At 65.0% G+C, this 16,468-nt stretch carries 15 protein-coding genes and 1 tRNA gene; 9 read left to right on the forward strand and 7 right to left on the reverse strand.

Features of this window, described 5'->3' with window-relative positions; translation table 11 throughout:
* The first annotated feature begins 2 nt into the window (after positions 1–2).
* From H7694_RS09990 to H7694_RS10005, 4 genes are all read left to right on the forward strand, one after another.
* The gene (locus H7694_RS09990) at positions 3–1,301 is read left to right on the forward strand and encodes an amidohydrolase (protein ID WP_193596375.1); all 1,299 of its coding nucleotides are present in this window, start codon (positions 3–5) and stop codon (positions 1,299–1,301) included.
* Entirely contained in the window at positions 1,298–2,830 is a 1,533-nt protein-coding gene (locus H7694_RS09995; RefSeq protein ID WP_193596376.1) for an MFS transporter, read from the forward strand. The genes H7694_RS09990 and H7694_RS09995 overlap by 4 nt, the downstream gene beginning before the upstream one ends.
* Positions 2,831–2,897: 67 nt before the next feature.
* Positions 2,898–3,308 (forward strand): VOC family protein, encoded by a 411-nt coding sequence (locus H7694_RS10000; RefSeq protein WP_193596377.1) that lies wholly within the window; start codon positions 2,898–2,900, stop codon positions 3,306–3,308.
* 778 nt (positions 3,309–4,086) lie between these two features.
* Entirely contained in the window at positions 4,087–7,656 is a 3,570-nt protein-coding gene (locus tag H7694_RS10005) for an SIR2 family protein (RefSeq protein WP_193596378.1), read from the forward strand.
* A 90-nt stretch (positions 7,657–7,746) separates the two neighbouring features.
* On the opposite strand, the gene H7694_RS10010 is transcribed toward H7694_RS10005, so the two are convergent.
* A complete protein-coding gene (locus H7694_RS10010; protein ID WP_193596379.1) occupies positions 7,747–9,096 on the reverse strand; it encodes a hypothetical protein in 1,350 nt (449 codons plus the stop codon).
* Between the two features lie 195 nt (positions 9,097–9,291).
* Here H7694_RS10010 and H7694_RS10015 point away from each other — a divergent pair, with 195 nt between their 5' ends.
* Positions 9,292–10,050, forward strand: a complete 759-nt coding sequence (locus H7694_RS10015; RefSeq protein WP_193596380.1) for a hypothetical protein — start codon at positions 9,292–9,294, stop codon at positions 10,048–10,050.
* Positions 10,051–10,060: 10 nt separating this feature from the next.
* On the opposite strand, the gene H7694_RS10020 is transcribed toward H7694_RS10015, so the two are convergent.
* The 6 genes from H7694_RS10020 to H7694_RS10045 all read right to left on the reverse strand — a co-directional run bounded on the left by H7694_RS10020 (position 10,061) and on the right by H7694_RS10045 (position 14,147).
* A complete protein-coding gene (locus H7694_RS10020; protein ID WP_193596381.1) occupies positions 10,061–11,785 on the reverse strand; it encodes a DUF2326 domain-containing protein in 1,725 nt (574 codons plus the stop codon).
* Complete coding sequence (locus tag H7694_RS10025) at positions 11,785–12,015, reverse strand: ABC-three component system middle component 6 (RefSeq protein WP_193596382.1); 231 nt, start codon at positions 12,013–12,015, stop codon at positions 11,785–11,787. The genes H7694_RS10020 and H7694_RS10025 overlap by 1 nt, the downstream gene beginning before the upstream one ends.
* Positions 12,008–12,796, reverse strand: coding sequence for an ABC-three component system protein (locus H7694_RS10030; protein WP_193596383.1), 789 nt, complete (start codon positions 12,794–12,796; stop codon positions 12,008–12,010). Before H7694_RS10030 ends, H7694_RS10025 begins: the two co-directional genes overlap by 8 nt.
* Before the next feature lie 366 nt (positions 12,797–13,162).
* Positions 13,163–13,405, reverse strand: coding sequence for a hypothetical protein (locus H7694_RS10035; RefSeq protein ID WP_193596384.1), 243 nt, complete (start codon positions 13,403–13,405; stop codon positions 13,163–13,165).
* A gap of 222 nt (positions 13,406–13,627) precedes the next feature.
* On the reverse strand, positions 13,628–13,891 hold the full coding sequence (locus H7694_RS10040) for a helix-turn-helix transcriptional regulator (RefSeq protein ID WP_227468062.1): 264 nt from the start codon (positions 13,889–13,891) through the stop codon (positions 13,628–13,630).
* A gap of 182 nt (positions 13,892–14,073) precedes the next feature.
* Positions 14,074–14,147: transfer RNA gene (locus H7694_RS10045), tRNA-Pro, on the reverse strand.
* A gap of 143 nt (positions 14,148–14,290) precedes the next feature.
* Between H7694_RS10045 and H7694_RS10050 the strand changes: the two genes are divergently transcribed.
* The 4 genes from H7694_RS10050 to H7694_RS10065 are packed head-to-tail and all read left to right on the forward strand — an operon-like array spanning position 14,291 to position 16,437.
* The gene (locus H7694_RS10050; RefSeq protein ID WP_193596385.1) at positions 14,291–14,872 is read left to right on the forward strand and encodes a GNAT family N-acetyltransferase; all 582 of its coding nucleotides are present in this window, start codon (positions 14,291–14,293) and stop codon (positions 14,870–14,872) included.
* Between the two features lie 22 nt (positions 14,873–14,894).
* A complete protein-coding gene (locus H7694_RS10055; RefSeq protein WP_193596386.1) occupies positions 14,895–15,350 on the forward strand; it encodes a hypothetical protein in 456 nt (151 codons plus the stop codon).
* Positions 15,347–16,063, forward strand: a complete 717-nt coding sequence (locus H7694_RS10060) for a lysoplasmalogenase (RefSeq protein WP_227468063.1) — start codon at positions 15,347–15,349, stop codon at positions 16,061–16,063. Before H7694_RS10055 ends, H7694_RS10060 begins: the two co-directional genes overlap by 4 nt.
* Positions 16,060–16,437 carry an RNA-binding S4 domain-containing protein gene (locus H7694_RS10065; RefSeq protein WP_193596387.1) on the forward strand — a complete coding sequence of 126 codons (378 nt, stop codon included), beginning with the start codon at positions 16,060–16,062 and terminating at the stop codon, positions 16,435–16,437. Before H7694_RS10060 ends, H7694_RS10065 begins: the two co-directional genes overlap by 4 nt.
* Positions 16,438–16,468: the final 31 nt, after the last annotated feature.

Here is a 16,468-nt window from a genome sequence, read left to right on the forward strand (position 1 = left end):
CGATGGCACAGGAAGACGACGTGACGATGGTGCTGGCGGGCCAGCCCGGCATCCGCGACTGGCAGGAGGGCGTCTACCGCGACCTGCATCAGCATCCGGAGCTCGGCCACCAGGAGGTGCGGACGGCGGCCGCTGTCGCCGCCGAGCTGCGGGCGCGCGGCTTCGAGGTCTCCGAGGCGGTGGGGTCGACCGGCGTGGTCGGCATCCTGCGCAACGGTGACGGACCGGTCGTGCTCATGCGTGCCGACATGGACGCGCTGCCGATCCAGGAGAGCACCGGACTCCCCTACGCCAGCGTCGAACGCGCGACGGATGCCGGCGGCAACGAGGTGCCGGTCATGCACGCCTGCGGGCACGACGCGCATGCCGCGTGCCTGCTGGGCGCGGCACGGCTGCTCGCCGAGAGGACGGATGCGTGGCGCGGCACATACATCGCGCTCTTCCAGCCGGCCGAAGAGCTCGCCGACGGCGCCGAGTCGATGCTGCGCGGCGGCCTCGCCGATCTCATCCCGCAGCCCGATGTCGCGTTCGCCCAGCACGTGCTGCCGTTCCCCGCGGGCCAGGTCGGCACTCTGGCCGGGCCCGTGCTGTCCAGTGGCGACAGCCTGCGGGTCACCGTGTGGGGCCGCGGAAGCCACGGGTCGATGCCGCAGTTGAGCGTCGACCCCGTCGTGCTGGCATCGACGATCGTGCTGCGCCTGCAGGGGATCGTCTCGCGCGAGGTCACGCCGGGCGAGTTCGCCGTGCTCACTGTGGGGCGTCTGGTGAGCGGCTCGAAGAGCAACATCATCTCCGACCGTGCCGTGCTGGATCTGAATATCCGCACGTTCAGCGAGACCACACGCGCGACGATCATCGACGCGGTCCATCGCATCGTGGAGGGCGAGTGCACGGCATCCGGGTCGCCCCGGCCGCCGGAGTTCGAACTGTACGATCACTTTCCGCTGACCCGCAACGATGCCGCGACGACGCAGCGCGTCGCCGCGGCCTTCGGCCGGCACTTCGGCGACCAGGCCGTCGCGCTGAAACGCCAGTCGGCCAGCGAGGACTTCAGTGCGATCCCGGATGCCCTCGGCGTGCCCTACACGTACTGGGGCGTCGGTTCCGTCGATCCCGAGCGGTACGCGGCGGCCGCCGAGGCCGGCACCGTGTCCACGGACATCCCCGCCAACCACTCCCCCGAGTTCGCTCCCGTGATCGGCCCGACGCTGAAGACCGGCACCGCCGCCGCGGTGGTCGCCGCGCTGGCCTGGCTCGGTGCAGGCGCAGCAGCAGGCGATCCAGCGGAGGAGCCGAGATGACGAACGACACGGCATCGGCGCCGCCGGCGACGGGCTGGAAGCCGAACGATCTCTGGCTGCTGGGCATCGTGCTCGCGGTCATCAACTTCTGGCTGTTCGCGCAGACCCTGCTCAACGTCATTCCGGGCATCCAGGGTGAGCTGAACGTCACGCGATCCCTTGCGAATCTGGCCGTGGCGGTGACCTCGCTGTTCTCGGGCATCTTCATCGTCGTGGCCGGCGGGCTGGCCGACCGCGTCGGCCGGGTCAGGATCCTGTATGCCGGTATCTACCTCAGCATCCTCGGATCGGTGATCATCGCCCTCACGCCGGCGGACGCGGGCGGTCTCACCTCGGCGATGCTGCTGGCGGGCCGCGCGATCCAGGGGTTGTCGGCGGCGTGCGTGATGCCGGCGAGCCTCGCGCTGGTGAAGAAGTACTACGAGGGTACGCAGCGTCAGCGTGCGCTGTCGTTCTGGTCCATCGGGTCGTGGGGCGGCTCGGGATTCTGCTCGCTGTTCGGCGGGCTGATGGCCACGTCGTTCCTCGGCTGGCGGTCGATCTTCTGGATCTCGATCGCCCTGTCGATCGTGGCGCTGTTCCTGTTGAAGGGGACTCCCGAGTCCAAGGCGCCGCCCGAGCCGGGCGCGGCCGGGGCGCGTTTCGACTGGACCGGCCTGATCTGCTTCGTCATCGCACTGGTCGCGGTGAACGTGTACATCTCGCAGGGGCCGAGCATCGGCTGGCTGAGCGTCACCGGGATCGTGCTGATCGTGCTGTTCGTGGTGTTCGGCATCCTGTTCTTCCAGGTCGAGACGTCCAAGAGCGCACCGTTCGTTGACCTCACCGTCTTCCGCAACTCGACGTTCACGGGTGCCACCGTGTCGAACTTCCTGCTGAACGGGGCGGCGGGCACGCTGATCGTGGCGCTGGGACTGGTGCAGGTCGCCGCCGGATTCACGTCGCTGCAGTCGGGTCTGCTGACGCTGGGGTACCTCATCGCGATCCTGGCGACCATCCGGGCCGGCGAGAAGCTGCTGCAACGGTTCGGGCCGCGCAAGCCCATGATCTGGGGCAGCATCATCACCGGCGTCGGGATCCTGCTGTGCTCGATGACCTTCGTACTGGTTGGACAGTACATCGTGCTGGCGTTCATCGGCTTCACGCTGTTCGGCATCGGTCTCGGCTTCTATGCGACGCCGTCGACGGATGCCGCCCTGTCGAACGTGCCCGAGGAGCAGGTCGGCGCGGCTGCAGGCATCTACAAGATGGCGTCGTCGCTGGGCAACGCGATCGGCGTGGCGATCTCGGCGGCGCTGTACCTGGCGGCGCAGTCGGTCGATCCCGAGCTCATCCGCAGTCTCGGGCTGTTCATCGGCAACCAGGAGAACGTCGCGCTGAGGTTCGGCGGTTCGATCGGCCTGCTGTTCAACCTGCTGATGGTGGTGATCGCGATCATCTCGATCATCCTCACCGTGCCACGCCAGCGCACGAAGGAAGAGGACGAGGCCCGGCCCGAGGTGCCGGCTTCGCCGCACTTCGGGAACTGAGCAGCCGGGTGGCGCGCGCTCTCGAGAACCACTGGAAATGCGGATGCCACAGGCGCACCATTGCGTCATGAGCGCATTCAAACCGGAACGGGTATTCAGCGGGTTCAGCGTCGACGATCTCGACGCCGCCCGCACGTTCTACGGCGAGACGCTCGGCATGCAGGTCTCGAGCAACCCGATGGGCTTCCTCGAGATCGGCCTGCCGAAGGGCGGCTCGCTCCTCGTGTACGACAAGCCGGATCACGTGCCGGCGACGTACACCGTTCTGAACTTCGCCGTATCCGACGTCGACGCCGCCGTCGACGATCTGAACAGCCGCGGTGTCGTCACCAAGATCTACACCGACCCCGACTTCGGCACCGATGAGAAGGGCATCGCCCGCATGGGACCTGACGGCGCGACGGGGCCCGAGATCGCCTGGTTCAGGGACCCGGCCGGGAATGTGATCTCGGTGCTGGCGGAGCCGGAGGGGGTCTGATGCAGAGGAGGGCCCCGATCCTTGCGGATCGATGCCCTCCTCGTGCGTCTACGTCGGGCTGCGTCCCCACGGCGCCCTCCACACGCCGCTCGTCATCGAGGCGGGTCACGTTGCGAGCAGAAGCGGCGCGCGGAGCCTCTCGGCGCCGCGTGGCCCCTCTTCACAGGTGCGAGTAGACGCAGAGGAGGGCCTGCCGATCCTTGCGGATCAGCAGGCCCTCCTCTGCGTCTACGTCGGGCTGACAGGATTTGAACCTGCGACCCCTTGGAGGATCCGGTCGATTTCCGGTCTCCACCGATCGTCTCGGGAACTCGCGGATTCCCTTGTGTTTACAGGGAACCGGGCGGTTCGCTTGGTCTGAGTGTAGCCGGTTGATGGCGGGTCTTGGCGGGTGATTGAGATGGGTAAACGGTGAAGCGTCACCGTTTCCTCCGTTGCGGCGCCAGGAGAGCGGTCTTCGCGCAATCCCCATACATTTTCACTCCGAGATGCGGCCTCTTGACCCGCGACTTTGTGAGCTTCTCCGTGTGACCGGCCGCAGGCTCAGACGACGCACACCTGAGCTCGCGCACAACTGCTGAACTGCGGGACACTTGTAGTCAGCGAGCGACACCGAAGCGCTCAGCCAGAGGGTACAAGGAGACGACGTGGCGTTCGCCCGGACTACTACAGGGGACCTAGACCTTGCCTCGCTCGGCGAGTTGTTTCGAGGTCTTCGACGGCGCCCTCGAGGCGCGTCGGTGAACATGCTCAACGGCGACACCGAGGTCGGGACCTGATGTGGATCACCGGCGACGTCGAGCTGCCTGACGGAATCCTCGACGCTCATGAGCGCGGCGAGCTCGTGTTCTTCGTCGGTGCAGGAGCTTCGCTTGGCAAGCCTTCAAACCTTCCCCTTTTTGACAGCCTTGCGAAGAAGCTTGCGCGACTGGCGTCGCACCCGTTCTCGAAGCGCGGTGGACTGGATTTTTTCATTGGACAGCTGGAGTCGCTGCCTCAGGGATTTGACGCGCATGCCCACGCACACACCCTTATTTCCAATCCGAAGTCGAGATTCAATCCGCTCCACAGTGCGATTGTCGACCTCGCGGGAATCGGAGGAGCGTTCCGCGTGGTGACCACCAACTACGACGATCACCTTGCTTCTGCTGCCGGCGGCGGGTCGATCACGGTCCCGGACACCTGGTATGCCCCGGCGTTGCCACTCGGGCATGACTTCGCTGGGCTCGTGCATCTGCATGGTTCAGTACGGCGTCCGAAGGAGGAGATGATCCTCACCGACCGGGACTTCGGCCATGCATACATCACCGATGCGTGGGCAGCGCGGTTCCTTCTCCCCATGTTCGATCGGTTCACGGTGGTGTTCATCGGCTACAGCCACGACGACGTGATCATGCGGTACCTCGCGCTTGGGCTGCCGTCGAGCGGCAAGGGCATGGCCTCTAAGCGGTTCGCGTTCACGAGCGACCCGACGAACAGCAAGTGGGGCTACCTAGGGATCCGGCCAATCAACTACACGGTCGTCGGGCGCGACCATCAAGCGCTCGTGGCGGCGCTTACCGCGTGGGCCGACCGCGCCAAGATGGGACAGACCGACCACCAGGCGCGTGTGCAGGAGATCATCGGCGGCGGAACCACACTGCCACTGCCGGATCGCGACTACCTCCATGCTCGTCTCCGGACTACTGACGGCGCCCGCTATTTTGCGATGGCGACGGAATCACTACCCGACGAAACCAAACTCGAATGGCTGACGTGGCTGGAGGATCTCGCTGAGTTCAAAGCCCTGTTCTCGCCGCCGGACGTGCCGGACGCGACAGCGATCCTGGGCACCTGGTTCGCTCGGACCTTCATCGACTCCACCACGCTGAACGGTGCAGCCCTCGGGACCATGCAACGACTTGGGCAGTCAATGACGCCTTCGCTCTACCGGACCGCCACCTGGGCCGCCGTCGACCTGAGCAAGCAGGATGCGGCGGCCGGAGAACAGTGGCAGGCACTCCTCGCGACCTCGATCTACGGACAGACGGCACCGCTCGGAACCGACTTTCTCATGCCGTTTCTGCCCGATTCGGCGGCACCCAGCATCGCGGTGCTGCGGACAGCGCTGCGGCCGTTCCTCAAGCTGGAGCGGCGATGGTTCGTCGACGATTCCGCGGAACGCACGATCCATCCCGATGCGAAGGTCACCTGGAACTCGGAGGACTACGCACTGACCCAACACGTCCTGCGCGCCGTGCAAGAGTCCGACGCCGGGGATCGCTCACTCGGCGTTGCCCTGGAGGACGCCATCATCGCGGCGTACGATCTGCTCGACGCATATCACGGCGCGCGGGGCTGGGACCCGCTCGTACATCACCGATCCGCGATCGAGCCACACGCCCAGGACGAACTGCGGGAGCCCCTCGACGCAGTCATCGACGGCCTCCGCGAATACGGGACCAAGGCGCTGTCCGTCTGGCCGGACCTGCCCGATCGATGGTGGAACCTCGACCGAGCACTCATGCAGCGCCTGGCCCTGCATCTGGTAGCCAACGATCAGGAACGGAGTCCCGACGACAAGCTCTTGTGGCTCCTCGATCGCATTGGGCTCTACGCAGACGATCTGAAGCATGAGACGTATCAGGTACTTGCCGCCGCGGTCGGTACTGCGTCGCCGTCGCTCAAGCAGCGGGCCTTGGACGCCGCCGCCGCTGGACCGGACTACCCCGAAGAGATTCCCGATCGCGACCGCCACTTCGCCTACGCGAAGTACAACTTGCTCGCATGGCTAACGCATGCCGACCCTGACTGGGCTGAGGCGCGGACCGCGTTCGACGCGATCAAAGCTGAGAATCCTAGCTTCGAGGTGCGAGAGCATCCTGACTTCGACACCTGGATGACAAGTGGGACCTGGGGTGGGAAGCCGCCGATGGACATCGAGGAGTTCATTCAGGCGCTCGATCAGAACGTGAGTGTTGCGCTCGATGAACTGCTGTCCCACGACTACTCCGAACGCCACTTCGATCAGCCCGACTGGCGAGATGCACTCGGACTTGTCCAGCAGGCTGCTGAGCGACGCCCGGACCTTGGGGTGCAGCTTTGGGACGCTGTCCTCGGTCGCGAGGAACTTGACGAGAAGCAGGTCGACCCGTGGCGCGCGATCGCCGAAGGCTGGGGGAAAGCCGAGCTCGGAAATTCGGGACTCGGGGCTGTCTACCGCCTCAACGCATTGCTGGCGGATAAGGACTCCGCCTTTGCGATCGGGCGTTTCCTGCTTGATCAGATTCGACAGCAGATCGACGAAGATGAGTCGCCGGTGCTCGCATCCATGCGCGAGCTGGCTCGATCACTCTGGCGCGAGCAGGGCACAGGATTCACGCACCGGGAAGATTCGACTCCCCTGTCGTTCGCACCGTTGTATCTGAACTCGTGGCCGGGCTTCCTAGCCCAGTATTGGGGCGGTGAGGTCGATCGTCGCTGGCGACACTCGCGCGAGGAGTGGGTTGGACTCAGCGACGAGGAGTCGGACGCCCTCGTCGAGCTGCTCAGCGGCAACAAGGATGCACTGGACGCTACTCAGCCTGCAATTGCTGGAGAGTTGTTCTTCTACTTCGCCGCGGACGCTGACTTCGCGGCGGGGCACTTGCTTCCGCTCTTTAGCGACCCACAGCGGCACGCCTTTGGCTGGTATCCGTTCCTGCATCATCCGAGGTGGAATGACCGGATGCTCGCAGCCGGCCTGTTCGACAGCATGGTCTCCGAGCTCAGTCGTCTCGACGAGCTACCAGACCAAGACCTGCATCGCATCTTCCTGGGATTTATCACTTCCGTCGTGTCATACGCGGGCATCACGAGCACCGACCGGAAGCGCCTGCTTGATCAGACAGTGCTCGCGCTAGACGGCTCGCACGCCGCTGGCTTCGCTGAAGCGGTAGCCCGATTCGTCCGTGAGGACGGCGTCGACGGCGCTGAGGTGTGGCGTCGGTGGCTCGGCAAGCATTTGGAACGCCGCCTCAGTGGGCAGCCGCGAGTCGCATCCGCCGAAGAGCTTGCACGCTGGGCGGACGCCGTCCCCGCCGTGGGTGAGTTCGTCCCTGCCGCCGCGACGCTTCTCGGCGGGCACGGCATCGGTCTGGGCGAGCGGTTCTTCAACCGGGAGTTCCCGGATGGCGTCCTCGCCGCCTACGGCCCTGAACTCGTTGCCTTCTTCGCCGAGCGCGTCCGGAACACGACCGGCTCAGACCACATGGTGAGGTACCGGGTACGGCAGCTAGTAGAGACGATACGAGGAGCGGCCGGCGATACCGTTGCCCAGCCACTAGTCCAAGCGGCGACGGAGAGAGGGTTTCTCGATGCTGCCGAATGAATACGACCTCAAGCAATAGAACCTCGACTTCGTCGAGGAGCTCGGCTGCGCGCGGGGGTGAAGCGTCGTCAGCAACGACAACCGGTCCATTTAGTCCCCGTCAGCATTACGCTCGATGGCTCGCGTCAGGTCACGCAACCACGCTGCCGCTTCCTTCAACCGCTCCGGGGGGACGTCCGCCCCCTTCCCGTGAACGACACGGTTGCGCAATTCGCGCATGATGGTCAGCTCTGCGTGCTGCTCGGGCGTGATCAGTTCTCGCGTCACAAGCTGCCGAAATAGCACTGGCAACGGCGGCAGCTTTGCGTCGTCTAATTGCGCGAGGTCTTTCAGCAACACCTCCAGCAGTACCCACGCCGTGACGAACTCGCCGAGTGCCAGCGTCTGTGGCGCGTCATCCTTCAAACTCGAGACAGTCGTGCGTCGACGACTCGACGGATGACGCGAAGTTGACATAGCTCGTAGATACGCGTTGTAGTGCGACTGGTTCCCGGACAGCATCAGATCCGCAAGTTGAGCGGCGACTGGCCGGTGCTCGAAGTCCCGCTCGAGCATGTCAAGATAGGGCTCGACAGAGGACGCGGTTGCAGAGTGTTGTTCAGCGAGGTAGTCGAAGAGCACGTCAACCCGGCCTAGGGTCGCGTCAGTGAGATCCACATCCCGAGCTGATAGCCGGGAACGGAGGAACTCAGCTAGTTCGTAATGGTTGCGGAACGGCGTCGCGGCGATCGTAACTCTTGCGTCCCCGGCCTTTTGAAGCTGCTCAAGTGCGATCTCGCCAGCGAGGACGAGTCCGTTGAGCTGGTCGAGAAGTGCGTACTCCGACGATGACAGCTCGCCCTCCAGCGGCTTGTACACGAGGTCATGCTCGACCTCGGACCACGCATGCATAAGCACGGAAGCTACCTGGACCTCGACGAGAGCTGACGCGTAGCGATCTTGCCCGGCGCTTAGGCGCGAGTCGGGAATGAGGGCACGAAAATGCCGAGCACCATAGCCTGAGAATCGCTGCAGGTGAGCAGATGCACCCGCCGAGGTTGATTCCCCACCTGTGGCCATGCCCGGGTCAGGAGTACGCGCCTTCGAACCGGCCGACGCCCTATCAGGTGGGAAGCGCTTGTCCTGCTGCACATCAAGCGTTGCGCGGATGACCCGTTCCGCCTCGTCCATCTGCCCGGGGAAGTACAGCGCCACCCGAACTCCAGCGAGGTCAGCGATGTCTTTTCGGATCTGAGCAACAGACGTGTACGGCTTCTCGCGATTGCGGGCGTGCAGCTTGTCAGCCAGACGATCAACGGACTTGGCCCGGCTGGTAACGATGGCGCGCAGGCCCGAGCTCGCGAGCGCAGCCTCCAGTAGGCCGCGGGCCATGCGCGCCGACGCATCCCAGAAGTCGAATTGGCGCTCATACTCGCTTACGAAGTCATCGATGACACCCACGTCTGCCCTCTTTCGTCCCCTACGGCGAAGTCTAGGGTTCAACTCAGCAAGCTCGGCTCCGATGTTCAGGACGGACGACGCTGCACGTCGACAGCGACAACGGATCGGTCCATCTGAACCGATGGCCGATTAGCAGAGTCAGAGGTTGCTCTCCCGGCAGCTGCGGGCGTGGTCGATGACAGGTAGCGTCGTTGTGTGAGCGGCAGCCGAGCGAAGAAGCAGCGCCGGACGCAACGCGAACGTCCGGCTCGAATTGTCAACGCCGACTTCGTCGCGCGATCAGCGGATGCCGTGCTCGCGGTAGACCTCGGCGATGTGGAGTTCCGCAGTCGCACAGACCAGGTGGTGGTCGGCTTGTGTCGCGCCGCGTTCACACAAAGCAAGGTCATCGCCGCGCTCGCGAAGGCCGACATGTTGTCCGCAGCAGCCCCGAACCGACGTCTCGTTTTGGAGATCGCGCTGCGCCTGCATTGGCTGCAGGGGCTATCTGCCGAGGACCGCCACAAGGCTGTGGACACGATGCTCGCGAAGGATCGGCAGGACACGAATCGGCTGCTGGCCTACCTGCGCGACGCGGGGCACAAAGCAGATTTCGATCCGACGGAGATGGACGCATTCGAACTAGACGATGAGACGAAGGGTTCTATTCATCAGCAGTCGACGAGGCTGAACGCGGCTGTTGATTCAAACGAAGTGAAGCCCTGGTCCATCTACTCCATGTGGCTCGGAGAGACGCAGTTCTCCCACGCCTCCGGCAACCTCGCGGGCAAGTACGCGCCAACGCTCGACAACCTTCACATGTCAAGCGGTGTGCCTGAACCGATGGACCCAGACCTCGAAGCCCACCGCCTCCTCCAGCTACACATCGTGATGATGACGGGATACCTGCTCACCGACGAGGGGCTACCGGAGGAGTTCGCTGGCCGCATCGCGGCGGCGTTCTTCGCCGTCTAGCCCCTCAGCCCTAGAACTCTCGCCCAAGGAGACCGCCGACTTCTGTGTCCAAAACGGTGCGCACGACGCCGGCCTTGAACCACTCCTGATCGAGCACCTCGTCCGGCACATCGTTGCTGTTGATAGTGCAGATGTACTGCCCACCAGTGGCCTCGACCATTGCCTGCGCGAAGTGAAGCGCCCCTGCTCGTTGACGGGGATCGACGCCGTCGAAGACGGAAGAATCGTGCACGAGGAAGTCGGGGTGGTGCGCGGTCGTGATGCCTTCTTCGAGCATCGTGAGGTCGAAGCAGAACAGGGTCATCCGATCGACGCCGCTGCTCCCTGAGCCGGACGCGCGGATCGCAAACTTGTATCCTGCGTCATCGACGGACACCGTGAGGGCGGCGTCCTTCCCGTATAGCTGTCGCATCTTCTGGCTGAACCGGTCGCTGATACGGTCCAATTTCTCACGAGAGGTGGTCAGGTAGCGGGTCGCCTCGTTCCGCTTCGTGGACTGCTCGAGCTTAAGTTCTTCGCGGCGGGTCACGAGTTCGCGTGCTTGCTCGATCTGGAGATCCAATGCGGCCATGCGAGCTTCGATGTCGCTGAGCTCAGCGCGCATCTCGTTCAACTCGTCGAGTGCGCCCCCGGCGTCAAGTGTCCGCAAGACGCCGTCGCGCTGCTCGTCGAGCCGCGATAGTTCCGCTGCTCGGGCGGCGATGCGCTCGTCGAGTGCGTCAATCTCGCCACGTAGGAACGAGCGGCGGTTCTCCAGAAGTGCGGCATGGAAGTCACGAACCTGGCTGGCCTGGCGTTTGAAACCGTCGGCGAGAATCGCACCCGCCGCGCTGAAGAGTTCCTCCACCGGCAATGCGTTGGCGTCTGAATCCTGTGTTTCCGATAGGGATGAGACGTACAGTTCGCGCATGCGCCGGTCTACGACCGCTTCGTCCCGTAGACGGCTAATCTGCGCTGTCAGCTGATCAGCACGAGAGACCAGCGAGTTCGGGTCCTCGAGGATACGGAACCCCGAGATGCGTTGCCTCCACTCGTCGGCCTCGTTCTTCAGAGCAGCACGCTCCAGAACGAGCTCGTCTTCGGGGCGGAGGGTCGCGACCAGGCCCTCCTTGGTTGCCGCGGTGATTGCTTTCAGCTGATCTAAGCCCTTTTTCACAGTGGCCAGCTCGTGGATCACTTGCCAATCCAGCCCCAGCAGAAACGCGACGTGCTCACGGCTGCTGGTCGCGCTCTGCTGCGCGATCACCTTCAAGGGATCCTTGGGTGTATCGGTCCGGATCACGTATGAGAGAAGCGTTCGCACGGACAGCCCGCCACTTGTTTCTTGCTCGGCGGGCTCCAACCAAAAAAGCGAGAGCCCTAGCAGTTCCTTCCAGCTGTCTACCGTGATCTGGCCTTCCGAGAGCCACGGGCCGATCACGTCACGTGCAGGGCCGTCCGCCGAAATCGAGAGTCTACGACCGCTCGCCAGCGAGCGCGTCGCGGCGACCGTGCCACCGAACATCTCCAGCGTCAGGGTGATCTCCCACCCGTCATCGGCGAGCGGGCGCAAGCTGCTGGGGAGATTGCCAGCCAGCACGTAATTCATCAGCATGAGCATCGTCGACTTGCCGCGGGCATTGCGGCTGTCCTGGTCCGTCGAGTCCTGTGCGCGGTCGGCCACAATCGCGTTGAACCCGGGCCGGAAGTTGATCGACTGGAACTCGTCACGGTTCGCGCTCAGGCGGATGAACACTAGGCGATCCTCACCATCTGGTCTTCGTAGTCGAGCGCACCCGCGCCATAGAGGAGCGTCAGCGCTGCGACGAAACCGTCGTATGCCGACGCGGTCGCCGTCTGCCGATACTCGATGTACAGCTGCCCGACGCTCAGGCTTCGGCCACCCAAGAGAGCCAGCAACGCAGCCGCCTCGCCGACGATGGTGCGCTCCAAGGGCGTGAACTTGTCCGGGAAGAACTCACTCACGCTCGAAGATCTCGCAGATCTCGAAGAGGTAAGCGATCACCGCGAGCGCGGCTGCGCGGATCTGGGGAGTGTCGCGCGGCCCGGCGTTCTCGATGGCGGTCTCAACGAGATAGTCGAACACCGCATCCGGCTCGAGATCCTCCGCGCGCGCAGCGAAGTAGTCGCTCTTGAACCGCGCGACCAGCCTGCGCCCGAACGAGGGCGCGACGGAGCTCTGGAAGCCGATGAACTCTTCGACACGTGCCGCCTGCGATAGACCATCAGTGATTCGCTGCACCGATGTCGCACCCAGCTTGTTCAGCTCGATCTTCTCCTGCAGCGGCAGGGCCAGCTCGACGCCGAATTGCAGGGGAGCCACCGCGGTACTGGCGATCACTGTGCACACCACCGTGAGCTCCTCGTAGGTCACCTCGCCAAGAGCGTTCCGGACGGCCCGCTCCACGGCGACCTCGTGAGCGCGCTTCGCTTCCAGGAGAAACTCGCGTGTGTGGTACTCCAGCTGCGTGTCCACAGCATCGTGATGCGGACCGCACAAATAGACCAGATTCTGCGCCGAGCCTCGCTCCTCTGGCGTCATGCTCGCGTCGTAGCGAGGGCCGCCAGGGCTCGCCGCAGCGATGTGCGCGACCTTGCCCGTGGCCTTGGGGCGATCACCGTGGGCCTTCGGATCGATCGTCAGATCCAGACCGCAGCCAGGGTAAGCGCACTTGTTACCGCTTCTGGCAATGACAACCTTCTCCTGGGCGACAGGAGCGCGATCCCGTAGCGAAGTCTGAGCCATGTTCAAACAGTACCGACCTCGTTCAAACAGTACCGACCTCGTTCCTCCTGCGACCGCCGGTGCTTCACCGTGTCGCTCTCTCAGCACACCACCTCGATCAGCCAAACGGTCCCCGCGCGCAATCAAGACATCTGCGATGGCGAGCGCCTAACCCACACGAGATTTCGAAGCGGCCGCCGACTACCGATCTTGCATCCCGGAACTACACATCAGAATTACTAGGGTCTGAGATGTTTCGCAAGCACCGCTCCCTGAACGACCACCAGACGTGGCCCCATAGATCCGCCCGTCGCCGTCGGAAGTACATAAATCCACCTACATCTGCTGTCGGGGACTCACCGCCGCACTTCGTCTCTTCGCGATTGTTCAGGCACCACCACGGCCGTAGCGCATCCAGTCGTAGGCCACGGCGGCCTTCCCGTACTGGGTGGCCCACCAATCCTGGCTCCGCCTAGTCTTGACGCGGATGAGGAAATCCCGAAGTCCATCAACGTCGTCGGTGAGCGACGGCAGATTCATAGCGCTGTTCAAGATTCCCTCCACGCCTCTGTCTGCTTCCAACTCAGCCACTGTCAATAGCGTCGGCTCTAGCTCAAGTTTGTTGAACATCGCCGCATAACTGTCCGCGCGCTTCTTAGCTGCGGCGTTTGCCCTGACCTTGGGGAGCCACTTGCCATCTTTCCAAAGACCAGCCCCGCTCAGTGGACGTCCGTGTGTCCCCGGTCGCCTGAACGAGCCGGGTCTTGCCGTCCCAGTCGCGGTAGCGGGCGCGCGCGACAACACGGCCGCTGGGGCTCACGAGGTGGCCGATCTCCCCGAAGGTCCCGATGGTCAAACGTTGCCGGCCCACCGGATCACCTCCCCTCGGGAGAGGCTGGCGGTTCGGGGTCGCGCTGCTGCTCGATCCAGATCCGCACGTCCGAGAGCGCGAACTTCAGATGCTTCCCGAAGGCGATACGCGCGCGGACCGAGGCCGCGGGTGCGCCAGTCGTAGACCGTGGAGACGGGCACGCCCAGGTACGCGGCGAGCTCGCCGACGTCGAGCAGGGGCTCCAGACCCCAGGGGTTGCCCGCCGGGCTGTGTTCGGTGTCCATACCGAACAGGTGCGTCCGGCTCCCACCCACGAATCGGAAGCAACCGGCACGGTCGCTCCCCTACCGGAGCGCGGCGGCCCGAGCGGGCCGTGAGAGCGTCAAAGTGATGGGTTTTCGATGACCGGATCACATCTCACCAACTAGAAAGTCCCGGAAACCCTTGAGTTTCCGGGACCTCTCGGTCGGGCTGACAGGATTTGAACCTGCGACCCCTTGACCCCCAGTCAAGTGCGCTACCAAGCTGCGCCACAGCCCGTGGACGACCGCGCTTTCGCGCGGGCAACTCAACCATCCTAGCCCACGGGACCAGCCACCGCGAACCGCGACAGCCGGGCGTGGCGCCTGTCCCGGCGCGAGGCGTCGTTGCCGATGTCGGACGCCGCGCGTAGCGTTCCAATCATGGCGACGATCACCACGGAACGCGCGACGATCGGCCGCTGGGATGACGTGCAGCACTCGCTCTCCGGCGGCGGAGACGGACGCAGCTGCCAGTGCATCTGGCCGGTCGTGAGCAACAAGGAGTGGAACTCGACGAACGTCGAGCAGCGACGCGAGATGCTGCATGACGAGATCGCATCCGGTCCCCCACCGGGGCTCGTCGCGTACGTCGACGGCGAGGCGGCCGGGTGGATCCGCGTCGGACCGCGCAGAGACCAGACCCGCATCGTCCGCACGCGCACGATCGTCTCCGCGACCTCCGAGCCGCTCGACGACCCGACTGTCTGGGCGGTGACGTGCTTCGTCGTCCGCCGTGAGCACCGCGGCAAGGGCCTGAACGCGCAGCTGCTGAGCGCGGCGATCGACTACGCGCGCGAATCCGGCGCCCGCCTCATCGAGGCGTATCCGGTCGACACGACCGAGGGCGACCACCGCTCCAACGACCTGTACCACGGCACGCTGTCCACATTCCTCGCCCAGGGCTTCCGCACCACCGCCGAGCTCACCCGCGGACGCGTGCTCGTCGTTCGCGAGCTGAGCTGACCCGCCGCGCTACGGTGAACCCATGAGCGCGCAGCATCCTTCCATCGACGATCCCGACCTCGGCGCGCTCATCCGCGCCGAGAGCACGTTCGACGACGGCACAGTGGCCGTCCACGACTGGTACGCCGGCAGCATCCCCGACGGCGACGGCGAGATCGAGCTGATGATCGACGGCACCGGACCCGAGAGCGTCGAGGCCCGGCTCCCCCGCCTGCGTGCGGTCGTCGCCGCGCTCGACAGCATCCGCCGCACGGCATCCGATGCCATCGTCACGCGTTTCAGCGACATCGAACCCGAGCAGCACGAACTCGACGACGGTGCGGACGATCTGCGCCTCGAGGCGATCGAGGCGTCCGAGGACGACGAGATCGTGCTGCACTTCGTCGACAGCTGCGGTCAGCACTTCCCCGACGGATACTGGCCGGCCGCCCACCTCGACACCGACGGACGTGTCACCGCGGTGACGATCGAATCGTGAACGCGGCATCCGCTCCCGTGGCCGGCACCGGCCGCGGTGACCGGGCGCGGGCGGGCGCACGCGTCCTCGGCATCGCGATCTGGATGCCGTACATCGCACTCGCGATCATCCACGTCACCGCACTCGCCGTCGGCAGCGACATCGCGCAGCCGACGAAGCTGACGCTCATGCCACTGCTGGCGCTCCCGGTGCTGTATGCCGCACGGCACCTGCGCCCGCGGGCCGTCATCGCGTTCCTGCTGGGCGCGCTGCTGTTCTCGTGGCTGGGCGACGGCGCCGGCGCGTTCTTCCCGGCCGCTCCCGAGCTTCCGCTGATGCTGCTCTTCTTCGGCATCGCGCACATCGCGTACATCGTGCTGTTCCTGCGGTTCGCACGCCTCCGCCGGATGCCGTGGTGGACGCTCGCGTACGTCGCCTGGTGGATCGGGATGCTGTGGCTCCTCGGCCCGCACACCGGCGGGCTCCTCTTCGCGGTCGCGGCGTACGGACTCGTCCTGGCGGGCACCGCGGCCACCTCGGCGCGGTGCCATCCGATCGTCGCCATCGGCGGCGCCTTCTTCCTCGCCAGCGACTCGATCCTCGCGCTGCGCCTCTTCCTCCCCGAGGGCCTGCCGGGCTGGATGGGCCCCGCGGTCATGCTCACCTACACGCTCGGCCAGGGACTGATCGTGTACGGAGTACTCCGCTCGCTCTCACGGAACGAGAGACGATGACGGATGCCATCGGCACGGCGCGCATCGACAGCTGGCTCTGGGCTGTTCGCATCTACAAGACCCGCTCCGCGGCGACGACCGCCTGCCGCGCCGGTCACGTGCGAGTGAACGGCGAGCGGATCAAGGCCGCACAGACGGTCAAGCCCGGCGACGAGGTGCGCGTGCGCATCGCAGGATTCGATCGCATCCTCATCGTGCGCCAGCCGCTCTCGAAGCGGGTCGGCGCACCGGTCGCGGCGACGGCCTACGACGATCGCACGCCGCCGCGCGAGCCGACCGCCATGCTCGCTGTCCGCGACCGTGGCGCCGGCAGGCCGACCAAGCGCGAGCGTCGGGAGATCGACCGGCTGCGCGGTCGCGACTACGAAGATTGAATCGGCCGAAACCCTTGCACATTCGAAGTTT

Source organism: Microbacterium sp. YJN-G (genome assembly GCF_015040615.1).
In the GTDB taxonomy this organism is placed as follows: Bacteria; Actinomycetota; Actinomycetes; order Actinomycetales; family Microbacteriaceae; genus Microbacterium.

Excerpts from the sequence above, each read along its gene's own strand:
- H7694_RS09990 (WP_193596375.1), top strand. The coding sequence starts at position 3 with ATGGCACAGGAAGACGACGTGACGATGGTGCTGGCGGGCCAGCCCGGC.
- H7694_RS09995 (WP_193596376.1), top strand. The coding sequence starts at position 1,298 with ATGACGAACGACACGGCATCGGCGCCGCCGGCGACGGGCTGGAAGCCG.
- H7694_RS10000 (WP_193596377.1), top strand. The coding sequence starts at position 2,898 with ATGAGCGCATTCAAACCGGAACGGGTATTCAGCGGGTTCAGCGTCGAC.
- H7694_RS10005 (WP_193596378.1), top strand. The coding sequence starts at position 4,087 with ATGTGGATCACCGGCGACGTCGAGCTGCCTGACGGAATCCTCGACGCT.
- H7694_RS10030 (WP_193596383.1), bottom strand. The coding sequence starts at position 12,796 with ATGGCTCAGACTTCGCTACGGGATCGCGCTCCTGTCGCCCAGGAGAAG.
- H7694_RS10035 (WP_193596384.1), bottom strand. The coding sequence starts at position 13,405 with ATGTTCAACAAACTTGAGCTAGAGCCGACGCTATTGACAGTGGCTGAG.
- H7694_RS10040 (WP_227468062.1), bottom strand. The coding sequence starts at position 13,891 with ATGGACACCGAACACAGCCCGGCGGGCAACCCCTGGGGTCTGGAGCCC.
- H7694_RS10050 (WP_193596385.1), top strand. The coding sequence starts at position 14,291 with ATGGCGACGATCACCACGGAACGCGCGACGATCGGCCGCTGGGATGAC.
- H7694_RS10055 (WP_193596386.1), top strand. The coding sequence starts at position 14,895 with ATGAGCGCGCAGCATCCTTCCATCGACGATCCCGACCTCGGCGCGCTC.
- H7694_RS10065 (WP_193596387.1), top strand. The coding sequence starts at position 16,060 with ATGACGGATGCCATCGGCACGGCGCGCATCGACAGCTGGCTCTGGGCT.